This is a genomic window from Peribacillus sp. RS7 (assembly GCF_041956845.1).
Classification (GTDB): domain Bacteria; phylum Bacillota; class Bacilli; order Bacillales; family DSM-1321; genus Peribacillus.
This window is the reverse complement of record NZ_CP168135.1, coordinates 3,886,910-3,911,060: the sequence shown is the minus strand read 5'-3', so window position 1 is coordinate 3,911,060 and position 24,151 is coordinate 3,886,910. Positions and strand designations below refer to the sequence as shown.

At 37.8% G+C, this 24,151-nt stretch carries 26 protein-coding genes and 2 pseudogenes; 8 read left to right on the top strand and 20 right to left on the bottom strand.

Annotated features, from left to right (window positions below; translation table 11 throughout):
* Positions 1 to 1,479: 1,479 nt before the first annotated feature.
* Both ACDZ29_RS19630 and ACDZ29_RS19625 read right to left on the bottom strand, forming a co-directional pair.
* Positions 1,480 to 2,331 (bottom strand): aldo/keto reductase, encoded by an 852-nt coding sequence (locus ACDZ29_RS19630; protein WP_370014471.1) that lies wholly within the window; start codon positions 2,329 to 2,331, stop codon positions 1,480 to 1,482.
* 32 nt (positions 2,332 to 2,363) lie between these two features.
* On the bottom strand, positions 2,364 to 3,347 hold the full coding sequence (locus ACDZ29_RS19625) for an aldo/keto reductase (protein ID WP_375088395.1): 984 nt from the start codon (positions 3,345 to 3,347) through the stop codon (positions 2,364 to 2,366).
* 486 nt (positions 3,348 to 3,833) lie between these two features.
* Between ACDZ29_RS19625 and ACDZ29_RS19620 the strand changes: the two are divergent.
* Positions 3,834 to 4,734 (top strand): annotated as a pseudogene (locus tag ACDZ29_RS19620) (AraC family transcriptional regulator N-terminal domain-containing protein).
* 79 nt (positions 4,735 to 4,813) lie between these two features.
* Here the strand turns inward: ACDZ29_RS19620 and ACDZ29_RS19615 are convergent.
* From ACDZ29_RS19615 to ACDZ29_RS19600, 4 genes are all read right to left on the bottom strand, one after another.
* Positions 4,814 to 5,506, bottom strand: coding sequence for a DUF4405 domain-containing protein (locus ACDZ29_RS19615; RefSeq protein ID WP_370014468.1), 693 nt, complete (start codon positions 5,504 to 5,506; stop codon positions 4,814 to 4,816).
* Between the two features lie 70 nt (positions 5,507 to 5,576).
* A complete protein-coding gene (locus ACDZ29_RS19610; RefSeq protein ID WP_375088394.1) occupies positions 5,577 to 6,272 on the bottom strand; it encodes a cytochrome P460 family protein in 696 nt (231 codons plus the stop codon).
* 624 nt (positions 6,273 to 6,896) lie between these two features.
* Entirely contained in the window at positions 6,897 to 7,409 is a 513-nt protein-coding gene (locus ACDZ29_RS19605; RefSeq protein WP_375088393.1) for a GrpB family protein, read from the bottom strand.
* A gap of 302 nt (positions 7,410 to 7,711) precedes the next feature.
* The gene (locus tag ACDZ29_RS19600; RefSeq protein ID WP_370014465.1) at positions 7,712 to 8,257 is read right to left on the bottom strand and encodes a TetR/AcrR family transcriptional regulator; all 546 of its coding nucleotides are present in this window, start codon (positions 8,255 to 8,257) and stop codon (positions 7,712 to 7,714) included.
* A 215-nt stretch (positions 8,258 to 8,472) separates the two neighbouring features.
* Between ACDZ29_RS19600 and ACDZ29_RS19595 the strand changes: the two genes are divergently transcribed.
* The 5 genes from ACDZ29_RS19595 to ACDZ29_RS19575 all read left to right on the top strand — a co-directional run bounded on the left by ACDZ29_RS19595 (position 8,473) and on the right by ACDZ29_RS19575 (position 11,081).
* A complete protein-coding gene (locus ACDZ29_RS19595; protein WP_375088392.1) occupies positions 8,473 to 8,802 on the top strand; it encodes a carboxymuconolactone decarboxylase family protein in 330 nt (109 codons plus the stop codon).
* Between the two features lie 22 nt (positions 8,803 to 8,824).
* The gene (locus ACDZ29_RS19590) at positions 8,825 to 9,571 is read left to right on the top strand and encodes an SDR family oxidoreductase (RefSeq protein WP_375088391.1); all 747 of its coding nucleotides are present in this window, start codon (positions 8,825 to 8,827) and stop codon (positions 9,569 to 9,571) included.
* Positions 9,572 to 9,658: 87 nt separating this feature from the next.
* Entirely contained in the window at positions 9,659 to 10,081 is a 423-nt protein-coding gene (locus ACDZ29_RS19585) for a cupin domain-containing protein (RefSeq protein ID WP_375088390.1), read from the top strand.
* A gap of 275 nt (positions 10,082 to 10,356) precedes the next feature.
* Positions 10,357 to 10,650 carry a hypothetical protein gene (locus tag ACDZ29_RS19580; RefSeq protein ID WP_375088389.1) on the top strand — a complete coding sequence of 98 codons (294 nt, stop codon included), beginning with the start codon at positions 10,357 to 10,359 and terminating at the stop codon, positions 10,648 to 10,650.
* 41 nt (positions 10,651 to 10,691) lie between these two features.
* Positions 10,692 to 11,081 (top strand): dihydrofolate reductase family protein, encoded by a 390-nt coding sequence (locus ACDZ29_RS19575; RefSeq protein WP_375088388.1) that lies wholly within the window; start codon positions 10,692 to 10,694, stop codon positions 11,079 to 11,081.
* Positions 11,082 to 11,325: 244 nt separating this feature from the next.
* Here the strand turns inward: ACDZ29_RS19575 and ACDZ29_RS19570 are convergent, their stop codons facing one another.
* From ACDZ29_RS19570 to ACDZ29_RS19540, 7 genes are all read right to left on the bottom strand, one after another.
* A complete protein-coding gene (locus ACDZ29_RS19570) occupies positions 11,326 to 11,715 on the bottom strand; it encodes an SRPBCC domain-containing protein (RefSeq protein WP_375088387.1) in 390 nt (129 codons plus the stop codon).
* A 3-nt stretch (positions 11,716 to 11,718) separates the two neighbouring features.
* Positions 11,719 to 12,042, bottom strand: a complete 324-nt coding sequence (locus tag ACDZ29_RS19565; RefSeq protein ID WP_375088386.1) for an ArsR/SmtB family transcription factor — start codon at positions 12,040 to 12,042, stop codon at positions 11,719 to 11,721.
* 284 nt (positions 12,043 to 12,326) lie between these two features.
* Complete coding sequence (locus ACDZ29_RS19560) at positions 12,327 to 12,476, bottom strand: PepSY domain-containing protein (RefSeq protein WP_375088385.1); 150 nt, start codon at positions 12,474 to 12,476, stop codon at positions 12,327 to 12,329.
* 267 nt (positions 12,477 to 12,743) lie between these two features.
* On the bottom strand, positions 12,744 to 13,622 hold the full coding sequence (locus tag ACDZ29_RS19555; RefSeq protein WP_375091175.1) for a YitT family protein: 879 nt from the start codon (positions 13,620 to 13,622) through the stop codon (positions 12,744 to 12,746).
* A 459-nt stretch (positions 13,623 to 14,081) separates the two neighbouring features.
* Positions 14,082 to 14,552: a hypothetical protein gene (locus ACDZ29_RS19550; protein ID WP_375088384.1), complete on the bottom strand. Its 471-nt coding sequence runs from the start codon at positions 14,550 to 14,552 to the stop codon at positions 14,082 to 14,084.
* A 444-nt stretch (positions 14,553 to 14,996) separates the two neighbouring features.
* Positions 14,997 to 15,212 (bottom strand): hypothetical protein, encoded by a 216-nt coding sequence (locus ACDZ29_RS19545; RefSeq protein ID WP_370014457.1) that lies wholly within the window; start codon positions 15,210 to 15,212, stop codon positions 14,997 to 14,999.
* A gap of 86 nt (positions 15,213 to 15,298) precedes the next feature.
* Entirely contained in the window at positions 15,299 to 15,493 is a 195-nt protein-coding gene (locus ACDZ29_RS19540; RefSeq protein ID WP_289324470.1) for a hypothetical protein, read from the bottom strand.
* Between the two features lie 92 nt (positions 15,494 to 15,585).
* Between ACDZ29_RS19540 and ACDZ29_RS19535 the strand changes: the two are divergent.
* A pseudogene (locus ACDZ29_RS19535) lies at positions 15,586 to 15,805 on the top strand (tyrosine-type recombinase/integrase); the annotation flags it as partial.
* Between the two features lie 105 nt (positions 15,806 to 15,910).
* On the opposite strand, the gene glnA reads toward ACDZ29_RS19535, so the two are convergent.
* From glnA to hflX, 4 genes are all read right to left on the bottom strand, one after another.
* Positions 15,911 to 17,245 carry a type I glutamate--ammonia ligase gene (gene glnA, locus ACDZ29_RS19530; protein ID WP_289324464.1) on the bottom strand — a complete coding sequence of 445 codons (1,335 nt, stop codon included), beginning with the start codon at positions 17,243 to 17,245 and terminating at the stop codon, positions 15,911 to 15,913.
* Between the two features lie 39 nt (positions 17,246 to 17,284).
* Positions 17,285 to 17,689 carry a MerR family transcriptional regulator gene (locus ACDZ29_RS19525; RefSeq protein ID WP_053345434.1) on the bottom strand — a complete coding sequence of 135 codons (405 nt, stop codon included), beginning with the start codon at positions 17,687 to 17,689 and terminating at the stop codon, positions 17,285 to 17,287.
* Between the two features lie 185 nt (positions 17,690 to 17,874).
* Positions 17,875 to 19,143, bottom strand: coding sequence for an aminotransferase class I/II-fold pyridoxal phosphate-dependent enzyme (locus tag ACDZ29_RS19520; protein ID WP_370014450.1), 1,269 nt, complete (start codon positions 19,141 to 19,143; stop codon positions 17,875 to 17,877).
* 12 nt (positions 19,144 to 19,155) lie between these two features.
* A complete protein-coding gene (gene hflX, locus ACDZ29_RS19515; protein WP_375091174.1) occupies positions 19,156 to 20,397 on the bottom strand; it encodes a GTPase HflX in 1,242 nt (413 codons plus the stop codon).
* Between the two features lie 179 nt (positions 20,398 to 20,576).
* On the opposite strand from hflX, the gene ACDZ29_RS19510 reads away from it, so the two are divergent.
* The gene (locus tag ACDZ29_RS19510) at positions 20,577 to 21,185 is read left to right on the top strand and encodes a trimeric intracellular cation channel family protein (protein ID WP_289324461.1); all 609 of its coding nucleotides are present in this window, start codon (positions 20,577 to 20,579) and stop codon (positions 21,183 to 21,185) included.
* 36 nt (positions 21,186 to 21,221) lie between these two features.
* On the opposite strand, the gene spoVK is transcribed toward ACDZ29_RS19510, so the two are convergent.
* The 3 genes from spoVK to miaA form a co-directional block, all read right to left on the bottom strand.
* A complete protein-coding gene (gene spoVK, locus ACDZ29_RS19505; protein ID WP_289327278.1) occupies positions 21,222 to 22,178 on the bottom strand; it encodes a stage V sporulation protein K in 957 nt (318 codons plus the stop codon).
* Positions 22,179 to 22,585: 407 nt separating this feature from the next.
* Positions 22,586 to 22,819, bottom strand: a complete 234-nt coding sequence (hfq, locus tag ACDZ29_RS19500; RefSeq protein ID WP_289317066.1) for an RNA chaperone Hfq — start codon at positions 22,817 to 22,819, stop codon at positions 22,586 to 22,588.
* A gap of 3 nt (positions 22,820 to 22,822) precedes the next feature.
* Positions 22,823 to 23,743, bottom strand: coding sequence for a tRNA (adenosine(37)-N6)-dimethylallyltransferase MiaA (miaA, locus tag ACDZ29_RS19495; RefSeq protein WP_375091173.1), 921 nt, complete (start codon positions 23,741 to 23,743; stop codon positions 22,823 to 22,825).
* Between the last annotated feature and the right edge of the window lie 408 nt (positions 23,744 to 24,151).

The window sequence follows — 24,151 nt, the reverse complement described above, 5'->3', positions numbered from 1 at the left end:
TCTATCTAAAAGTTAAAACAAAGTTGATTGGAGCGGGTGTGCGAGACTCCTGCGGGAAAAGCGCGTCCAGGGGAGACACCGCAGGCGCAAAAAGGCACCCGAGGGCGGACCGCCCGTGGAAAGCTAGTGCCTGGAGCGGAAATCAACGTCTAAATTGTACACCCATAAAAAAAATGTAGGCAAACTCGATTTCATCGAGTTTGTCTACAGTCTGAAAAGAGTAGCCAATAGCTACTTCTTTATTTAAACTTTTTAGAGTATTTTTTTAAAAGCTACTCCTTATTTTTACGCTTATCAAAAAAATAAATCAAACTAACAATAATCACCATAATAATTGAATACAAAATAGATTTATTAATAGTGAAGTCTAAAAAGAAATAGGAAACGATTAATAAAACAATAAATAATAATATGTGTTTCTTCATCTTATCATCTCATTTTTTACAAAAGTTTTTTTAGAAAAATGGTTCCACGATAGTGGACTTCTTATATTTGGTTTTAACCTGTCCTCCAGAACCTTTTGAAAGTTTAGTTGTTTTCCCCTCGCCTGAAAAACTAATAGATGGTGTAAGTATTTTTCTACTTGATGCTACGATTGAAACGATCCTTTATATAGAAAGGATTCTTTTTAATGAAGACCCTTCATCATCTGTTTTACGTTTACTTCCTCTGCTATTCCGTTTCTGAACCAAAACCAAATACAGATATAAGTAAAACAACATACAATAAACGTAAAATCTTTTTAACTTGCTCCCTTCCTATGAAGCAACTACATTAATCTACCATTATATACAATATATTACAAGTTCGCCGTTAACAAAGTGGCACACTAGTAATTTTACCAAGAAAAGTTCCATTCGTTACATATGTATGAATCTTCTTTTATTACCCTCATTCAATGTAATTTGCACTTAATGAATATGGGGTTATTGGGGTATCCGGCATAATTAAAAAAAGTATCATGGGGTAAATGCCGCGATTGGACTACTGGTGTGCGAATGAACAAATTATAACTTTGATTTAAATGAAAACGGAAAAGAGGAAAAAAAATGAACATTAATATAAAGGTGTACTTGCATGCCAAAGAAACTAATTTTTGCAAAGTGGAAGTTCAGATTTTAAGAAAGACCCAAATGTGACAGTTGCAGCTTACGAATGGAATAAGCAGATTAAAAGTAACTATGCTAGTAAGGATTTTCGTATTGATCATCTGATTTATAACGAAGATATTGATATTACAGAGTAGTTAAGAAGGTTAAGATTATTTTTTAAAACAAGGTTTTGTTAATCATTATTGACTTTAAACCAACAAAAGAGACCACTTATTGTGGTCTTCCTTTATGCCCTATAAACCAAGCACCTGATAGTTTAAGTACAGTCATTTACAAACTACAACCCCTATCCTAATGTTTTAACGAAGAAATGCCGAAGTTCCTAAAAGGAATCGACTATTTCTTCACTTCACTTTGGAAGAGAGCGTTAAATATCAAGTTTACGAGTACCAATCCATTTCACGATTTCAGGATCGTTATGAGAAAAGAACAAGCTCTTTTTCGTATCTAACCTAGCAATCTTCTCCACATCTTCTTGGCCTAATTCGAAGTCAAAGATTTTGAAGTTTTCGATGATTCTTTCCTTACGAACAGACTTTGGAATCGCAACGACTCCTCTTTGTGTCAACCAACGTAAAATCACCTGTGCAACAGTTTTATTATATTTTTCGGCTATGGACACTAATATTTCGTTCTGGAACATGTTATTTTTCCCTTCAGCAAATGGACCCCACGACTCTATCTGAACATTGTTCTCTTTCATATGTTTCGCACTTTCTATTTGTTGATTAAAAACATGAGTTTCAACCTGGTTTACGGCAGGAATTACTTCATTGTGGACAATCAAATCCACTAGACGGTCCATTTGGAAGTTACTAACTCCAATTGCCCTAATTTTTCCTTCACTGTACAATTCCTCCATTGCACGCCAAGAACCAAAAACGTCCCCAAATGGCTGATGGATTAAATACAAATCCAAATAATCCAATTGTAGTCTTTTCAGTGATTTTGTGAATGCGTTCTTTGTACTCTCATAACCTGCATCCTGAACCCATAGTTTTGTAGTAATAAACAATTCCTCTCGCGGCACACCACTCCGCTTGATTGCTCTGCCGACTGCTTCTTCATTCAGATAAGAGGCAGCAGTATCGATAAGACGATAGCCTGCCATAATAGCGTCATAAACGCTTTGTTCACATTCTTTTTCATCTTGTATTTGAAAAACCCCAAAACCTAGTATAGGCATCTCAACACCATTGTTCAAAATTACGTTTTGCATATTAAATCCTCCTGTTTTCATATTGAATATCTTTATTTACCTACTCTGTTTGCGTATTCTGCCGGATAGCGGTCTCCCGAAATCTCGATCTTCGATAGCGCATTGTTCAAATCATTCAATTCCTCATGGGTCAGCTCAACATCAGCTGCCCCAAGATTTTCTTCGAGACGCTCCAATTTCCGCGTACCGGGAATCGGAACAATCCATTGCTTCTGAGCAAGTACCCATGCTAATGCGATTTGAGCGGGCATTGCATCTTTTCCTACAGCAATCTTCTTTATCAGTTCGACCAATACCTGATTTGCTTCAATATTCTCAGGTTTGAAGCGAGGAACAATGCTGCGGAAATCGGAACTACCGAACGTTGCATCCTTATTAATTTTCCCAGTAAGGAATCCCTTACCCAACGGACTGAAAGGAACAAAGCCGATTCCAAGCTCTTCAAGGGTAGGCAGTAGTTCATCTTCAGGACTTCTCCACATCATTGAGTATTCACTTTGAATGGCAGTGAGTGGATAAACCGAGTGTGCACGACGAATCGTTTCAACCCCTGCTTCAGAAAGCCCCCAATGCTTTATCTTACCTTCCTTGATTAGGTCTTGCATTACTCCGGCTACCTCCTCAATCGGAACACTTGGGTCCACCCGATGCTGATAGTAAAGATCAATAGTGTCAACCTTAAGCCGTTTAAGCGAGCCTTCGATTGATTTCCTAATACGCTCCGGCTTACTGTCAAGCACCTGCTTGCCATTTACCATTTGGATACCAAATTTAGTCGCGATATTCACTCTTCCCTTGAAAGGAGCAAGCGCTTCTCCTACCAACTCCTCATTTACATATGGACCATATACTTCGGCAGTATCGAAAAAAGTAACACCTCGGTCAACTGCCTCATGAATCAGGTAAATCATATCTTTCTTGTCCGAAGCAGGACCGTAACCATGGCTCATGCCCATGCATCCAAGTCCTATAGTAGAAACTTCTAAGTCACTTTTTCCTAATTTACGTTTTTGCATTACTTATATTCCCCCTCTTTTATAATTGTCACTTTGCTGTTATATTTTATCCGCAACCGATGCGGAGTTAAGTTCACATTGGTGGCATTAAGAAAATCTCATTGGGTTATCCATAAAGCTAGAAAAGATCAATCATGCTGCGACCGCAGCAGCACCAACAGATTTGTAGTATTGACGAGCCGCCCACAGAAGCAGCTACTTTGTCTAAAATACCTGAAATGGCAAATTGAGATGTACCAACTTAAAAACTGAAAAGAGTTAACATATATATTTTCAGGTATTCAGGGTGCGCTTCAACTCCTTTATCTATATTGCGGAAATATAAATATTAAAAAGAACTTTGACTCCCTTATTATGCAATAAATAAATAAGAAAGCCTTATAGCATTCCTACCAAATCATTGCCTAATCCTCTCACTTCACTTACACTCCAGAGGAATATGTATTAGAATGGAGCTAGAAAGAATAAGGAAACAAGGAGGTTTATATGTCTGAACAAATCTATAAACAGCGGGCTGATCTCACCCAACTCATTGAGAGTCACACAGGCAAGGACGGGTCTCATCCGACTGCTATTCCTTCTTTATTTTTCTCTCGTTTCTCTAATGTTACCGGTCCAAATTACGGAGTTTACAAGCCTTCCTTATGCATTATCGTTCAAGGTAAGAAGGAGGTATTACTGGCACAGGAGCGCTATGTATACGGTCCAGCCGATTACCTTGTTGCCTCTGTTAACTTGCCAATTACCGGAATAGTCACAGAAGCCTCTTCAGAAAATCCATATTTGGCACTGAAACTCGAATTCACACCAAATCAAATCTTGGAGGTTTTACAGGATTCTCAACTTGCTGTACCAGAAAGAACATGCTAAAAGAGGCATGTATGTAAGTCAAATAGAAATAGCTCTGTTGGACGCGGTAACCAGATTATCTCATTTGCTAAACAATCCTAATGATATACCCGTACTCGCACCTCTTATCACGAAGGAAATCATCTATAGGGTTTTACAAGGGCAGCATGGTTTTACTCTGGGGCAAATTGCGTTAGAAGGAAGTTCCACCTATCAAATCGGCGGCGTTGTCGACCATATCATGAATAACTATGACCAGTCTTTTCGGATTGAAGACCTTGCGGAAATTGCAAATATGAGCGTTTCATCGCTTCATAGACACTTTAAAGAGGTAACAGCGATGAGTCCCATTCAGTTCCAAAAACAACTGAGGCTACAGGAAGCCCGTCGCCTATTATTATCCGAGTCAACAGATGCCACTGAAGCAGCATTCCGCGTAGGCTACGAAAGCCCATCCCAATTCAGCCGTGAATATTCCCGCTTGTTCGGATTACCACCAAAAGAAGATATTAACCGCCTGAAGGGAAAATATGCATAAAAAAGTGCATTAATCCGCTTATGGATTATTGCACTTTTTTATTATGAAGATTTGCCTTTATTAAACTTTTTCCAATATTCTATTTGATATTCCTCTCTTTTAAACCTGTATCCTGCTTCTGAACAAATTTCAGAACATAATGAGTCCCGCTGATATATATTCCCATGATAGCTAGATGATCTACTAAAAATCCCATGGAGGAATCATCAAGGTTCCAACCAAATGGATTATATATGGTTAACTTGTAAAGCATATCTCTCTCGAAAGAAGCCTGAACCCCATAAACGACAATCAACACCGCTATGACACGAAATGCAGTGGCGCGGATACGGCTGGTGCTTTTAATTCCCGTCATCTTACGTACTGAATTGATAATTGTTGCCCAGGACATTCCAATATGCACAGCCATGAAGATAAATCCCCAATAAGAAGTCATAACATGTATCTGCAATAGAATCATGTCATTGTTTATAGGAATAAAAGGCATTATGTCAGGAGATATGGGCACAGCACTTATCATTACTACAGCCATAGATACAAGAAAAAGTAGATTGACCACTATGCTTAAAATGCGTCGTACATTGTGCTTTCCCTTAAAAATCGTCTTATACCATCGTCGATTTAAAATATTGTGAGTAATAAACAATAAACACAATAATGCTCCTACCAGTTCATGTATTGTATTTCCGGTAATCTGGTAAGCCATTGCAACTAACATCAGAACTGTCATAGAAAGATCAATGACCAGCCTGATTAACATATTTGGATTCAAGAAGTTCTCCTCTTTCTAATTTATTTATACCTGGGTCGGTTTTCCGTCGATGCTAAATCCCTATGTGTTATTATTTAAAATGAACCATCAAAAGAACCTTCTGGATGATTCCCGCTTTTTCTTCTTCCATTAAGCTGTTTCCATGCAATATATCCTGAAAGTCCTCCAATTTATCGTCTACCGCTTTTACCTCCCAGTATTCGGTGGGAATACCTGCAGTCCGTGATGCTGTACTGCCATCCTTTGATCCTGTAAATTCCCCAAGGTCAAAACTTTTCATTTCATCCATCGTGTTCACGAAGTCATCCCGTTCCTGGTTCGCGTGACAAGTAAAGCATCGACCGATTTCTTCCTTGTAATCCACCGACTTGTCTCCATTGAATTCCTGGTACAGCCAATCTCCATTACGCATCTCAGCTGGGTTCACATCAGCCCAGCCAGCTCGCTTTTCCATCACGAAAATTTCACCAAGCTCTTCATCCCTATAGATTTCGAGAGTGATTATGGTGCCGTCAGGGATTGGCTGCCCATTCTGCACCGCTTCTATCGCTTCCCGGCTCGTGTAGAGTTCCTCTCTGACATTTCCACGATGCACAGTCGTATAGTTTACACCCTTATCGTAGTTCTCAGGGAATTCAACCAGTTCACGATTGGATTCTGATTGTTGTTCCTGTTGGGAAATACCATTTCTGTCATTATTGCCGTTGCAAGCTGAAAGAGTGATGGTCATGACCAAAGCCAGGGATATTAATAATCGTTTTTTCATCTTTTTCCTCCTAGATTCGTTCCAAATTATTACTATACAAAACTCGGAATCGTCCTCCCTGACTATCCCTATCAAGTTCAATCCCCAGTACTTTGTTGTATATATGCTTGTTTCTTCGAGGGAGAATAGCCAGAATCAGAATAATTACCAAAACTCCAGCTTACAGTGAACTTGTAATTTGAATTAAATATGGCATTAGCCACATAAACACTATTTTGTTAACGAGGGAAAAAACGGAGTTGTATTATTCATACCGAATAAAAAGTAATGTATAAATGTAGAGGTATCCTCATTATGCTACAGATGACAAAGCGACCGCTGTCCTATTTCTCTTAAATCAGTGCCTAATCCTCTTATGTTTCTAACTAAATCGGAATCGAAATTTCCTTTTTATGTAAGAACAAAAAAAGCGGATCAGTTAAAATTTCTTTTAAATAACCAAAAAGAGTCAATAAGAGGGATCAACATTTGTATTTTACTCAGAGGTATTCAGGGCTTAAAATATAGTTTGGAAAATGAACATAAACTAACCTGCCCCGATAGTTGCATAAAGAAAAAGAGCTGCCTAAAAGACAGCTCTAATCTTCAGCTAACGTACCCGTTAGTTGAGTTACCAAAATACTATTATTTTTTTATACTTTCTAAGATGGACTTAACAAAATTGGTTTTATCATCTGCATATTTATGTTTATTATTTTTATTAACCGTTGATAATATCTGTTTAAGCTTTTTATATTGTATTCTTGCTGTTTCGTTATTTCTCAAATAATCTCTAAAATCCAACTGTTCAAGTAAATATTTATTTCCACTTTGATACATATGGATTTGGTGTGTTCTTGGTTCACCTTTTTTAAAGTAGTATCTATCTGGCAATACATTTGTCCCTTTATATGAGTATCCAAGTGTTTCTAATGCCCTAACACACTTTTCACCATCTTGAAATTCCTTAACTTCAATTGCAATATCAATAATTGGCTTTGCACTTAAATGTTTTATTGCTGTACTCCCAATATGGTGAACAGCTAAAATATTCTGACCAATTACCTCTTGAATCCTTTCTTTCTCTAATAAAAATTCCTTTTCCCAATTATTTGTCCATGGAACTAAAAACACCTCACCTTTTGGTAATCCAAGCATTTTATTGCCTCCATAACTTAAACATTTTTCACCGTTTATTCACTCTATTTTATAACACCATTACAACTTGTGAATATTTTCTTATTCAACTATCCTGCCCGGATAGTTGCATAAAGAAAAAGCTGCCTTAAAAGACAGCTCCGATCTTAAGCTTACGCACCCGTTAGTTTAAGAACACTTTATTTAATTAAACTCAAGTTCCTCAATCATTTCCACTAAACCGCTGCCCAGCAACTCCCTTATTGAAGTAAAGCACTTCTTAGTTTAAGTACAATCCTTAACAATCTCATTCTATTTCCCAACTATAAGTTTCTCTCTAGCAAAATCCCCACTTGTTCTGCCACTGCTTGAGGTGAGACACGAATCTCATTTCTAAAATAAGATTCCGTTATCCCTACAATTGCAGCCCCAAAGAATTTAAGAATAACATCTTCGGTTAATCCTTTGTTTTTCCCTTCAATGATATTTACTTCGCCCTTTAACTCTTCGATAACAAACTCCAAGAAACGACTACGAAAATGTGGTGCTCCCTTACTTGTTAACATCGTAGAAAAGAATGAATGATTGCTATCAAAGTATTCGAACCAGATTAGATTTGCGGTAACAAAGTCCAAATCTGCTGATGATTCGCAGAGTTTTCTAAGTTCATCAATATGTTCTTCAATGAGCTTATCCAGTAAATCAAATTTATCCATGTAATGATGATAAATGGTTCTTCGACCAACATTGGCCCTGTCGGAAATATCCTGTATCGTAATTTGATCGAAACCTTTTTCAGACATTAGCTCAATAAAAGCGTTTTTTATTGCTTCTTGGGTTTTGAGTATTCTTCTATCCACTACAGACATTTTTAGAGTCACCAATCTTTCTTGATCAATAAGGCACACTTTCAATCAATTTGTGCAATACCGCACGAACCGAAGTAAATTGGTTATTGCAGACAACCTACTTTCATTATAAATTATACACAGATGTGCAATACCGCATCCATATGTATTTTCCTAACACATCAATTTTAGCTACCTTCGGCAAAATAGAAGAGTAAAAAATGAAGGGATAAAATATGTCAAATCAAAAAGAACTTACTCCTGCACAGAAGTTAATTGGAGATTTTGCACCCAAACTAGTGCAATTAAACGATGATGTACTATTTGCAGATGTGTGGGAGCGTAAAGAGTTATCTCCTCGTGAACGAAGTTTAATCACTGTATCTTCATTAATCACTGGTGGAAATACAGAACAACTAGGTTTTCATTTAAACAAATCCAAAGAAAACGGCCTTACTGAAGAAGAATTGGTCGAAGTTATTACACACCTTGCTTTCTATGCTGGTTGGCCAAAAGCGATGTCAGCCATTTTGGTGGCTAAACAATTGTTTTTAAAAGAAAAATAAAAAGAACGAAAGGATGTATTATATGTCTAATATTCAAAATAAAGTTGTCATTATTACAGGTGCCTCTAGTGGGATTGGAGGAGCTACCGCGAAAGATCTAGCCTCTAAAGGTGCAAAGTTGGTTTTAGCTGCTCGTCGTGAAGACCGTTTAAAAGAATTACAGGAAGAAATTCAAAATAATGGTGGTCAAGTTATTTATAGAGTAGCTGATGTTACTTCACGTGAACAAATGGAAGATTTAGCTGCGTATGCTCTTGAACAGTTTGGAAAAATTGATGTTTTAGTCAATAATGCTGGTATTATGCCTCAAGCTTTTATGTTTAAGAAAAAAGTTGATGAATGGGATCAGATGATTGATGTAAACATCAAAGGTGTATTGTATGCAATCGCGGCTGTTCTTCCATCCATGAGAGAACGTAAATCAGGTCATATTATTAATATTTCTTCAGTAGCCGGACATAACATTTATCCAGGCGGAACAGTATATTGTGGTACAAAACATGCGGTAAGAGCAATCTCTGAAGGTTTGCGTCAAGAAGAAGCAATGAGTGGTACTAATATTCGTGTAACCAATGTTTCTCCAGGGGCTGTCAGCAGCGAATTAATAGAAACTACTTCAGATTCTGAGATGAAAGCCGGCTTAGATGAATTTTACAAAGTGGCAATTGATGCTGAAAGAATTGCTAGTGCAATTTCATTTGCAATTGAGCAACCTTCGGATGTAGGTATAAATGAGATGATTATTCGTCCAACTGTTCAAGTAGGTTAAAAAAGAAAGAAACAATTAAATCATCAAATGACATAACAAGGGGCTAATATTACCTTGTCAGTTCATACCGAAAAGGAGAGCGGAATTATGGCAAACGAAAAAGATTTAAGTAAAAGTGTTATTTTCCCAATAGGTGAGAAAGCTCCAGAGGCTTTTGCAAAGTATTTTATTGGTACTAGTTATCTCAATTTGCTTGTTGTACCGTCCGACAATCTAAAACAACTGATTGGAAATGTAACGTTCGAACCAGGATGCCGCAATAACTGGCATTCACATCCAGGAGGGCAAATTCTTTTGGTTACTGGCGGAAGAGGATGGTATCAAGAAGAAGGAAAACCTGCACAAGAATTACATCCAGGAGATGTAGTAGAAGTTTCTCCAAACGTAAAACACTGGCATGGTGCTGCAGCCGACAGTTGGTTTGTTCATCTTGCAATTGAAGGGGATGTATCAGCAGGTCCTGCTGAATGGATGGAACCAGTAACAGATGAGGAATATAACAAGTTATAATAATTTCAGAGAAAAAAGTTGAATGAATCGCATAGTGACTTGTCATTCAGCTATTTTTCGTATTATTAGGTTGCATAAAAAAGCAAACATAATGATGATTGTGGTTAAGAATTGCCCTGTTAAACAGGGCTTTTTTATATTTAATCCTCTAATATCAGGTTACAAAAATGCGTATATTGACCACTTGGGTCGGAACTATTTTCAGAGAATTGTCCTTTAATTAAAACTAAGCATTATGACGTGTTCAACAAAATTATTGGAAAGGAGTAATAACATTGGAAAGACCTTATATTATTTGTCACATGCTAACATCATTAGATGGAAAAATCATTGGAGATTATTTTGAATATGAACGAATAGCCTATCTTATTGACAAGTACGAGAAAATTCATGAACGATATGGTTGCAAAGCGTGGATTTGTGGCAGGATTACCATGGAGGAACACTTTACACTAAGAAATGAATTAGATTTAGATCAAGAAAACAATCCAACTATCCCTAGAACGGATTACGTAGCAAATAAAGATGCTAAAAGTTTTGCTGTTGCAGTAGATCCTTCTGAAAATTAGGATGGACCAAAAACTTCATTTTAGATGAGAATAATGATAGGTTGGGGAACCATATAGTAGAAGTACTTACAGAGCAAGTATCAGATGGCTATCTTGCTTATCTGAAAAATCTAGGTATCTCTTACATTTTCGGTGGAAAAGATCAACTGGATTTTACTGTAGTAGTGGAAAAGCTTAAACATTTATTCTCAATTGATCGACTACTCTTAGAAGGCGGCGGAGTTTTAAATGGCACCTTTTTGAATGAAGGTTTAATTGATGAATTGAGCTTGATTATAGCCCCAATTGCAGATGGCTCTACTAATTCTTTGACATTGTTTGAAACAAGTCCTCATCTAAAAAAACACCCTCCAGTCAATTTCTTTTTGAAAGAAATCGAGAAACTGGATGATGGTGGGCTATGGTTGAAGTATGTAACAAAAAATAAATAATCATTACAGAAAGTTAATAGAAGGAATAAACCGATAATAGACACTAGGTTCGGACAATTAGCACTTATACTAGGAGAAACCAATTGGTTAGACTTTGTTGAGGATGAATGGTGTAATTAATTAAACATAAAATAGCTGCCGACTTTGTCGACAGCCCTGAGAATACGGCTCAGTCCTATACTGATCCGTTTGCTTTTGCCTATTTGTAGCTAAGCTAAACTAAAAAAAACAGGTTCCGAGGTTCTTACATTTCCCCTAATACTTTTTTAAGTTCTTCAGTCATATTCGCCCAACCATATTTTGCACCATTGAATGCTTGATCTTCTTTTTCGAATCCAGTTTGTTCAAGGTGTAAGGAGGTTATTCCATCCTCTTGCTTCAATGTCCATGTGACTGTAGTGTTTATCGGACCACCTACCCAAGTGTAAGATAAATTATGAGGCTCATCCACTACCAATACTTCACAATCTACAATTAAATTCCACTGCTCATTTCGGAATTGACATTTATGTCCTACGATTGGTTTAAAGTTATTTTCCATTATCCATTTTGCAAGAGTATCCGAATCTGTTAATGCGTTCCACACTGTATTGATTGAACTTGTAAACTGAAAATCTAATGATAAATCTGCCATTATTCATTCCTCCGATAATATTTTTTTTAAAAATGCCACTTTTCCCATCCAAAATTCCTCGTAAAAGGATACCCAATCTTTAATTTCCTGTAGGGGAGCTGCAATTAGCCGATACCTTGTTTCTCTACCAACTTTCCGGTCAGCAACTAGACCAGCTTCTTTAAGGATAGCCAAATGTTTAGAAACAGCGGTACGCCCCATTTGAAATTGTGCGGTTAATTCGTGAAGAGGTAACTCTCCTGCATCTGCCAACAAACGTAGCAATTTACGTCTTGTTGGATCAGCAATGGCTACATAAACATCACGCTCTTGATTTTTCTCGCTCAAAACCACCCCCCCTTTATAAATCAGACACCAATTGGTGTCCTTATTATAAGACACCAATTGGTGTCATGTCAATTTTTATTATTGACATAAGGGCATTAGTTTTATTCTCTTATCATCAAGTATACTTTTTCAACTAACCTCCCCCTTTACCATAAGATTCTCTCTCTATCTCTGTATGCCTAGGTTATTTATACATAATAAAAAGCCATTCCTCATTAAGAGGCGGCTTGTATTTTGTTAATTTATCGCAAATTTTATAAGCAAATTTTCAATGCATTACTTCCTTAATCCAGATCTTCTTCTTCTACTTTCATAATCCTTCCTGTCTTTGCATTTATCTCAACCTTATAAATTCTGTTTTGGTTGGTCAAAATAAAGAATTCGCATACTAGAACACCATGCTCCATATCGACATGTAGTACTTGGCCATGCACTCTCTGAAGCGCGATTTCTTGTGCCTGTTGGATGGATAATATTTGTCTTATAAAGGCGTTTGATTATTGTAGTAATTATCATACATTGGGAACATTCTCCTCATTAAAAATAAATCAATTTACATTATGCATTTGACCAAGTTCTGTGAATATATGTTTAGGAACTACAGAGGATCCCCATGTGAATAGTCTTACTACAGATTAAAAAACATAAACAAAAAGCCAACATCAAAATGTTGGCTCTGTTAATAAGTATTATTTTATAAATTAATGAATATCTCTCTTTTTGAACCGTCCTCCACGTACTTCCGCAATATTTGCTATTGCTAAGAAAGATGAAGGGTCAATATCTTCAACAATAGTAGTTAACTTAGATTCTTCAAGTCTGGTAATTATACAGAAAATAACCTTCTTGTCCTCTCCAGAAAAGGCACCTTCACCATGTAAGTATGTCACACCCCGTCCTAAGCGACTATTGATTGCATCACCTATCTCTCTTGCTTCATCGCTAATTATCCATACTGACTTTGTTTCTTCCATTCCAGTAATAACAATGTCAATGGCTTTAGCAGCTATTACATAAGCTAAAATTGAATACATAGCTCTATCCCAAGTGTAAACGAATCCGGCAGAACCAAGTATAAATAGATTGATGAACATAACAATTTCGCCAACAGAAAAAGGCACTTTTTTACTTATTACAATCGAAAGTATTTCTGTACCATCAAGTGCACCACCGTTACGAATTACTAGTCCTACACCTACACCTAAAAAAATGCCGCCAAAAATTGTAGCAAGAAGGATATCTTCAGTGAAGGGTGGAATAGGATGAAAATATGTTGCAAAAATGGAAAGCATTATAATCCCATATATAGTAGATATAGCAAAGGTTTTTCCAAACTGTTTATATCCCAGATATACAAATGGTAGATTCAATAGAAAAAGAAAGATTCCTAATTTTATCCCAGTAATGTGAGAAAGCATAATTGAAATACCTGTAATGCCTCCATCAATTACATGATTGGGAATTAAAAAGATTTCCAATCCAGTGGCCATTAGCAAAGCACCAATTGTAATAAGAATGGTCCGTTGGATAATTATCAAACTAGATAACTTTCTATGCTGCTTTTTTAGTGCTTCCGTCAGAAAAATCACACCTTTTATTCATTTATTTCTATTATATCCTAATATCAAATTAGGAAAAATAAATTTAAATAAAAGAAGAAGTTCTAACCTACCTACAGTTTGTTCCAACTAAGTTTGTTAATTTCTCTGGCTTCTTAACAGGTTTCTTCTTCTCATCACGGCTCATCATTCTCACCCCAATAAAAAAAAGCACCCAAATTAATGTATGCCTACTTTTTACTCTTATTAATGTTATCTTGTAAAATTTGTTGATTTTTTTTCAATGTTTCTTTAACTTTTGCTAATGGATCGAATGAACTTGAATTTAGCAGCTTATCCTTTTCAAATTTCAATCCTTCAGGACCAACTATCTCTTTTTACTTCTCTTTATCTACAAGAACTTGCCGTTTTATTTGTTGGCTATGTTAAAGTTCTTGGTTGATTTTACGCCTATAATTCTCTTTGCCCCTTAGGGCTACATCACTGAATTAAGATATTTCCTACATATTGGGCAGTACCTCTTGAACTTGTGAATACAACTTCTAAAACATAACTCCCTTTGTTATTGGGGATTTGAAATTCCCTATCTTCATGCAATTCGAGTTCAATTCGTTGTTCATCTTTCAGTAGGGCAACTGTTATTTTTTGGTCAGTCCAAATGTCTCCACCATTTCTTACGTTCTCTTGAAAATCCAAGGAAACTTTTTCGTTGGCAGTAACCTTCATTTTTTCTTGTGATAATCCTAATTCTTGAATATCATCTATTTTTTGATCTACATCTCCACTTGATGAACTCCAACTGATATTTCCTTCAGTTAATTGCAAAGTTGTAGCAAGGTCTTCTGAATATAAATGAGCAGTTGGAACACCAACATCATAATCTTCTCCTATGCATCCTGTTAATATAAATATTAAGAACATTCCTATAAATAATCTAAAAAAGCCTTTCATTTCATCCCCCCGTATTTTTTTGCTATACACAACTTATTTAACAATCCTGAACAGTTAGTTGTAGTAGAAATCCTCATATTTCCTATTTAATCTAACATAAATTCCCATTTCAACCTTTACCTTTAACATAGCCTATTGGTTTAATAAATCAATTAGTTCTTGTTTGTTCTCTGCCGAAAGTTAATGCCCACTTTCTAACCATTCCTTAACTAATTTAAACATTCCGTGAGGTTGTAAACTTATCTTTTTATCTCGGCCTTGTTCTATGCTAATATCCACTCTTCCATTCATTTCCACTTTGTAAAAAGCAGAAGGTGCGTTGTGATAATTTGCAAAGTCCTCTTGATTCCAACTGATAATATCATCTCCCTTTGCCTACCTAATTCGACAAAAAGGACTTTTCTGCAAATAAAAAGCACCCGGATTAATGGATGCCTTCTCCTTTTATTCACTACTCTTGAAGTCTTTTATTAAATCATCTCTAAATGACTTTGCATCTCTTTCAAAAACTTTTTCAAACCTTTTTTCATACTCTTCGTAGGTTATTTGACCTTTTTCAGTTAGTAGTTCTACTATAGCTTTAACCCTCACTCTACTCGACACTAATTCGTTTGTCATATTGGACAATAAAATACCGATTTTCTCATAATCATCATTCATTTTGTCATCCCCTTCGTTTAACCAATACGACAAAAGGAGGCGTTTTCCTGCATATAAAAAGCACCCAAATGTATGGGTGCCCAAATTTAATTAAATTCATAGCGATTATCAAATGTTCTTTCTAATTTGCTCAAAACGTAGTATTCCTTTTTTAATGTTTGCAACTGATTCTCCAACTCTGAATTTATGCCGTTTCCCATTTTCTCTATAATTTCTTTTTGGGCTTTTTTATTATCAAACATCTTTTTTAGCACTTTCGCATGTTCATCAAATATATCCACCTTTTCTCCCCCTTAGTTTCACACTATTTATATTCAACTAAAAGGCAAGGATTCCTATTTGTTTATTCACTCTAAGTTAGGCAAATGCCAAAGCCTTTTCTCGGATACTAAAACGCGCCGTTATTCCGGAAATTCAATACATTGTTTACGTCATACCCACGCTGTCTTACTACTTGAATCTGGAGCCACAATGAAGTATATTCAGGAACGTTTAGGCCACGGAAGCGCTCAAATTACAGCTGATGTATATGCTCATATCTCTAAAAAAATCGAGAAAGTACCATAAGTAAGTTTGAGGATTATTTAAATTGAGTCAGATGGGTAAAAAAGGGGTGAACCTCCTATCTCTAATTCATATTAATTATTACCTCACAAATAAAAAACCCCTGACACCAGAGGTGCCAAGGGTTTGAGATATTAATACATTGACATATATTGTTCGCGTTCCCATGGGTGAACTTGTGTACGGAACATATCCCACTCGATTTCTTTTGCTTCGATGAAGTGTTCAAGTAAGTGTTCGCCTAACGCTTCTTTGATTACTTCATCAGATTTTAATGTTTCCAATGCAGCATATAAAGTAGCTGGTAGATCGACGATGCCTACTTCTTCACGTTCTTCTTTATTCATAACATAGATGTTGCGGTCTACTGGAGCTGGAGGAGTCAAGTCGTTTTTGATTCCGTCAAGACCAGCTTTTAGCAGAACAGCAAGAGCCAAGTATGGGTTTGCTGCTGGATCGACACTACGTACCTCTACGCGAGTACTCACTCCACGTGAAGCTGGGATACGAATTAATGGGCTGCGGTTTTTAGCGGACCATGCAACATAACAAGGAGCTTCGTAACCAGGAACTAGACGTTTGTATGAGTTAACAGTTGGGTTTGTTACCGCTGTGAAGCTTGGAGCATGCTTAATGATACCAGCGATGAATTGCTCAGCTGTTTTACTCAATTCCAATTTTCCTTCTTTATCATAAAATGCATTTTGGTTTCCTTTGAATAGAGAAACGTTACAGTGCATACCAGATCCATTAACACCGAACAATGGTTTTGGCATGAATGTTGCGTGTAAACCATGTTTACGGGCAATCGTCTTAACAACCAATTTAAATGTTTGGATGTTATCACAAGCTGAGATTGCATCTGCGTATTTAAAGTCAATTTCATGTTGTCCTGGAGCTACTTCATGGTGGGAAGCTTCGATTTCAAATCCCATTTCTTCAAGCTCAAGCACGATATCACGACGGCAGTTTTCTCCTAGGTCAGTAGGTGCAAGGTCAAAGTATCCGCCTTTATCGTTCAATTCTAGAGTAGGTTCGCCTGCTGCGTCCAGTTTGAATAAGAAGAATTCAGGCTCAGGTCCAAGATTGAAATCTGTGAAGCCCATTTCTCTTGCTTCTGCAAGAACGCGTTTTAGGTTAGCACGGGGATCCCCATCAAATGGTGTTCCATCCGTATTGTAGATATCACAGATCAAACGTGCAACTTTACCTTTTTCCGAAGTCCAAGGGAAGATAACCCATGTATTTAAATCAGGATATAGGTACATATCAGACTCTTCGATACGGACGAATCCTTCAATGGAAGATCCGTCAAACATCATTTTATTATCAAGTGCTTTTTCTAATTGACTGACTGGGATTTCAACGTTTTTTATCGTCCCTAAAATGTCAGTAAACTGTAAACGGATGTACTTAACATTTTCTTCTTTCGCTAAACGAGTGATGTCTTCACGTGTGAACTTTGCCAATTTCTATTCCCCCTAATAATCATTCATAAATCATATTTTTTATTGGAAAAAACGAGACATATCCCCTTGTCGAAGAGATGTTCGATGCTTGCTTCCTTGTAAAAGCTCGGCACGCAGAAGCTTGCGAAGCTCCTCGTCACTAAGGTCCTGTCTTATTTTTTCCGCTTGTTCTAAATCTTGAGTTTTAGGTAAATTCTGTTCCTTTACAGTGAAAATCTTTTTTATGCCGGCCAGATTGACTCCTTGTTCGATTAAATCTTTAATCTCAAGCAGTCGATCGATATCGTTTAAAGAAAAAACCCGACGATTTCCATCTGTTCTCATAGGAGTAATAAGTTGATGCTCTTCGTAATACCGAATTTGGCGTGCAGACAACTCAGTTAGCTGCATGACGATTCCGATGGAAAAAAGAGGCATCGAACGCCGAATGTTGTTGCCGCTCATTCTTAGCATCCTCCTTTTGTTTATCTTAAAATAATCATATATCATGTTATTAAACTTGTCAATATGATGTTACATTTTATAACGTGTTTTTTTCGGAAAAGTTAAACGATTTGTAACTACTCAAATATTATGACTATTGTTTTTTTGCAGGAACCCAATTGATTTGGATTCCCATTATGCAACATTTATAATTGAATCAGTTTTTTATCCATTAGCGCATTCACGGCAGTCAATACAGCAATTTTAACATGGGCGTAAGTCAAGCCACCCTGAACGTAGGCTACATATGGAGCCCTTGTCGGACCATCTGCCGTCAGTTCAATGCTGGCTCCCTGTATAAAAGTGCCCGCAGCCATGATTACATCGTCTTCATATCCTGGCATATAGGCTGGATATGGTGTCACATGGGAATTGATCGGTGATGCATATTGGATGGCCTGACAGAAGGCAACCATTTTATCCCGGTCATCAAATTGGACGGATTGAATCAAATCAGTGCGCTTAGCATCCCATTTAGGATAGGTATTCATACCGATTTTTTCTAAAAAGGCTGCTGTGAACATGGCTCCTTTAACAGCTTGGCCCACGACATGTGGTGCAAGGAAGAATCCTTGGTACATTTCCTGCAGGCTATAAAGCGACGCACCCGCTTCCGCACCTATTCCGGGTGATGTTAATCGATAAGAGCAAGCTTCAACCAGGTCCTTTTTACCAACAATGTATCCACCTGTTTTCACTATCCCGCCACCTGGGTTTTTAATGAGTGAACCAGCCATCAAATCCGCTCCGACATGACATGGTTCTTGCGTCTCAACAAACTCTCCATAACAATTGTCCACGAACACGACGATTTCCGGGTTAATGTTTTTAACAAAAGAAATCATTTCCTTAATTTCATCAATCGTAAAGGAAGGACGTGTAGCATACCCTTTTGAACGTTGTATGCCGATCATCTTCGTATTTGGCTGAATGGCTTGTTTGACGGCTTCGAAATCAACTGATCCAGTTTCCGCTAACGGAACGGCCTGATAGCTGATTTGAAAATCGCGCAAAGATCCGATACCCGATCCCCTTATACCGACAATCTCTTCCAAAGTATCATACGGCTTTCCTGTTATGTATAACAATTCATCACCTGGGCGCAATATCCCGAACAGGGCAGTGGAGATGGCGTGTGTGCCTGAAATAATTTGCGGGCGCACCAATCCAGCTTCTGCACCAAAAACATCTGCATATATCAATTCAAGCGTATCGCGGCCCATATCATCGTATCCATACCCTGTAGTCGGGATGAAATGGGAATCACTCACTCTATGTGCTTGATAACTTTGTAATACACGAAATTGATTTTCTTCAATACGTTCGTCCACTTGCTTATGTAACGGAGAAATCATTGCTTCCACTTCCTGGGCAATGTTTTTCAACACTTCTCCATTTGTTAACTGCTGATACATCAAAATTCCCCTTTATAATGAATATTTCTCCAGCTGTCCGGTTAATGGATGATCAGCTAGACAAAAACCTTTGCATTCATATCTTTCCGATTCTTCATTAAAGGAGAGAGTGCGCAATATGGTTTCATTTTTCAGCTGTGATAATAGTTTACCCTCACTCGACGGCAGGAAAACATAATACGGGACCATTTCTTCAATCACGTACTTTTCAATTTCTTCCATGATTTGATTCAGGTCCGATTGTTCATAGGCACTGATCATTAATGAAGCACGACTGCCTGACCTTACGAAATCAGCGTGAATCCTATCTTTCTTATTATACAATGTTAGCTGTGGAATGGAAGGGACTTCTAAGTCATTTAGCAAATCATGCACCGTTTTCTGATGATTAAAGTAATCCGTGCTTGATGAATCCACCACATGGAGCAATAGATCCGCTTCTTTCACTTCTTCCAGGGTCGAGCGGAATGCGGCGATTAATGATGTCGGCAAGTCTTGAATGAATCCAACCGTATCCGTCAGCAGCACGGTAAATCCGCTAGGAAGAATGGCTTTTCGCGTCATGGGATCCAGTGTAGCGAATAACTGGTTCTCTTCGAATGAATCCGCCTCCGTCAAACGGTTGAACAGCGTTGATTTACCTGCATTCGTGTATCCCACAAGGGCAATTTGAAAGGTCTTATTACGTTTCCTTCTATCACGATAGCGTTCTCGATGCTTCACTATGCCGCTTAATTGTTGCTTGATTTCATCTATTTTCCCACGAATGTGTCGACGGTCGCTTTCCAGCTTCGTTTCTCCTGGTCCCCTGGTGCCGATTCCGCCTCCAAGCCTGGACATCTCCGTCCCCTGTCCGACCAAACGCGGTAATAAATATTGGAGCTGAGCAAGTTCAACCTGCAGCTTCCCTTCTCTGGAACGCGCCCGCTGAGCAAATATATCCAAAATAAGCTGTGTCCGGTCAATGATCCTTGCCTCCAATTGTTTCGAGAGGTTCCGAATCTGGCTCGGGGAAAGTTCATCATTAAAGATAAATAAATCCGGCTCAAGCTCCTCTTCCAGATTCCGAAGCTCCTCCACTTTTCCCTTTCCTATATATGTAGCCGGATCGACGCTTTCCCTTTTCTGGGTAATGGTCATTAACACCTCACCATTGGCCGTCTTCGCCAATGAAGCCAGCTCATCGAGTGAATATTCAAAACGTTCGTTAGCCTCTGTTGTTTGACATCCAATCAACACGGCCTTTTCCTTCATTGTTTGTTCCAAATCACATGCACCACCTTCTCGAAGATTTTTGTTAATCATAACAAAAAAAGTGAATATATAAAAATTTCCTGAAAACAAAGCTTTTACCCGTTTTAAAAATTCCGATAACATGCTAAAATCATATTGGCTTTACCATCAAAATCGAAAAGACATCGAGGGACATTCATATGACATGGGAAGTATTAAGCTTCATAGGTACGATTGCATTCGCTATTAGCGGGACCATCATAGCCATGGAAGAAGAGTATGATATTTTAGGAGTATATATTTTAGGAATCATAACCGCCTTTGGCGGAGGGGCAATCCGTAATCTGCTTATAGGTGTCCCCGTTTCAGCGTTATGGGATCAGAGTTTCTATTTTGCCATCGCTTTAGTATCCATCACCATCGTTTTTGTTTTTCCCACAAACCTTTCAAGGCACTGGGACAGATGGGGAAACCTCAGTGATGCCATTGGCCTTTCAGCCTTTGCCATCCAAGGCGCGATGTATGCCGTGGAACTTAATCATCCAATAAGTGCCGTCATTGTATCTGCTGCATTAACCGGTTGCGGCGGAGGGATAATCCGTGACGTGCTTGCCGGAAGAAAGCCACTGGTCTTCAGGAAAGAAATCTACGTAGTATGGGCCATCATTGCAGGCTTAGCTTTAGGTAGTGGTGTATTATCCCAGTCTTGGCAGCTTTATTCGCTCTTTGCCGTCATTACGATATTGCGAATCCTTTCTTACACTAATAATTGGCATCTTCCTAATAAAAAATGGGTGCCGAAAACATAAATTGAAAAGCCCGCCATCTTGGTGGGCTTTTCTATGTCATTCTTTCTCATCATCCTCAAAAATCAAATCTTGGCTGGTAAGCGTCAGTAAATCGGTTTTTTCAAACGAATCCTCCAGTAAAAGCCGCATCGCCTGCGCCCTAATCGTCTTTTCAAGTACATTGCGGATATAACGTCCGTTAGAAAATGAAATAGGCCCCCGGAATGATCGTAATATGATTAAATGTTCTTTTAATTTCCTTTCGGCATCCTGATTCATTAGATATTCCCTTTCCTGCAACATCCGATCGGCTATTTCCATTAACTGATCGATCGTATAATCCGGAAAATCAACAACAAGCGGGAATCTAGAATGAAGGCCAGGGTTAAGACTGAGGAAATAATCCATTTCCCTCGAATATCCAGCAAGGATCAATATGAATTCATGCTGACGATCCTCCATATGCTTGACAAGGGTATCTATGGCTTCTTTACCAAAATCCTTTTCGCCGCCTCTTCCCAAGGAATAGGCTTCATCAATAAATAAGATCCCTCCAATGGCCTTTTTAATTAAATCCCTTGTTTTTTGGGCAGTATGACCAATGTATTCCCCGACCAAATCTGCTCTCTCCGCTTCAATTAAATGACCTTTCGATAATACATTCATTTTTTGAAACAACTTTCCGATTAAACGTGCAACCGTCGTTTTCCCTGTTCCGGGATTTCCTTTAAACATCATATGCAGTGCTTGTCGGCCAGTCTTCAGCCCCTTTGCCTCACGTTGTTTATTGATGTAAATCCAGGCATATATTTCTTTAATCATCCGTTTCATTTCTTCCATTCCGACCAGCGATTTCAGTTCATCTTCAATCTCTTTCAACGCCACATGCTGGTGGGGGATTTCTTGCACCAAAATTTCTTTTATCGGCAGATCCTTTTGTAGCGCTTTTCTGTTTTCAGCATTAAACACAATATTGATTTGCCCGTTATTTTTCATACGGATCGGTTGTTCCAATGCATTCACCTCTCCTTCTTGGCCCCTGACTCCACAATTTTCATTCAATTTATGATGGTAATAGGCATATGTAGCATAGCCAAAACTATCCCATCGGAGAATTTCATTATATCTTTTCGTAAATACCCAAGATTTCAGTATAATTAGCCATATTCCCTTCCAAACGGCGACTTATTCTGACAGGATTCTTTCCTTGGAGGATTTTTTACGACAAGTTTCATTCCCGATCATCAATTTATATGGAAGAATGTCATTTCCTGCGGTTTCCCGGAAAATAATCCGTCCCTTAATATATATTCAAAACAGGTGCGTAAAATTATCGATTCTTTGAAAAAGAACCGAGAAATGCAAGCAAAAAAAAACAGGTCGCTATAAGCGAAACCTGTTTTTCACATTCATATATATGATTATTCCTTCACTTCGTAATCAATCTGAACATTACGTTGTGGAGCAAATGTAGAGATCGCATGTTTAAAGACTAACTGCTGTTTGCCCTCCGATTCAAATAAAACGGTAAAATTATCGAACCCCTTAACTTGTCCCCTAATCTGGAACCCGTTTAATAAAAATACCGTCACATACGTACCATCTTTCCGTAATTGATTAAGAAACTGATCTTGAATATTTACTGACTGTTTCATGTATTAGTCCTCCTCTTTTCTCTCTAAATTTATGTATTCGCCTTCACTGAAAAGCTTTCCTGCTATAAATCCAGATATTTCATGTATTTTTTTTGAAAAATCCTCTAAATCGGTCATATTAAACCAAATGACATCCATTTTATTTCGAAACCAAGTTAATTGCCTTTTGGCATATCGACGGGAATTCTGCTTTAATGTTTCAATCGCTTCATCCAATGAAGCTCTTCCATCAAAAAAATCATAGATTTCTTTATATCCTATAGCCTGAATTGATTGGCAATCCCTTAAACCTTTTTCATGAAATGACTCCACCTCTTGAATCAGGCCTTCTTCTACCATCCCATCAACACGTTGATCGATGCGTTTGTACAGCTTTTCTCGTTCCATTGTCAATCCAATGATGCACGTATCATATTTCAATTCTGTAGGCTGTTCATTCAGCTGCTCACTCATGGTTTTACCTGTACAATGAAAAATCTCAAGTGCCCTAATCACCCTTCTTACATTATTAGGATGAATCCGATTCGCGCTTTCTGGGTCAACCTTACGTAATTGTTCAAAAACAGGATCGATCCCTATCTCCCTTACCTGTTTTTCGAGTCCTTCCCTATAAACAGGGTCGGATGGTGCTTCCGAAAATTGATAATCATGAATGACCGATTGTATGTATAATCCTGTTCCACCGACGATAATAGGGAGTTTACCTCTACTTTGGATATCCTCGATACAAGCATTAGCACGCTCCTGGAACTCTGCCGCACTAAATGGTTCATCAGGGTCCTTGATATCAAGTAAATAATGAGGAATTCCTTCTGTTTCTTCCCTCTTGATTTTTGCAGTCCCAATATCCATCCCTTTATAAACCTGCATGGAGTCCCCGCTGATAATTTCACCATTAAATAACTTTGCCATCTCAATGCTCATCTTTGTCTTGCCAACAGCAGTCGGTCCAATGATAACGAGAAGTTTTCCTTTTTGTTGTTTCACATTCTCACTGCCTTATATGATTTTTTCCCTATCTTATCATAATCCCGATGGAAGCAGCTAAACATCTACCCATTATGTCCAGTTCAGGTTCTTTTATTCACCTTTTTATCGGATTAATCTTCATCTTGAAATCACTTAATTCACATTCAATACTGATCCATTAAAAAGGTTGTAATGCCTTCTTTTTTCATATAGTACAGCTTTATTGTCTTAGATTTCCAGAGTATAGACATACCGAAAATACAGATGAAGTTCCCAGCTGCATTTACGCATTTAGCAAGATATAGGACACCGGCTGAGAATATAAATTCTGTATGGATACCTCTTAAGGAAAAAATGAAATAC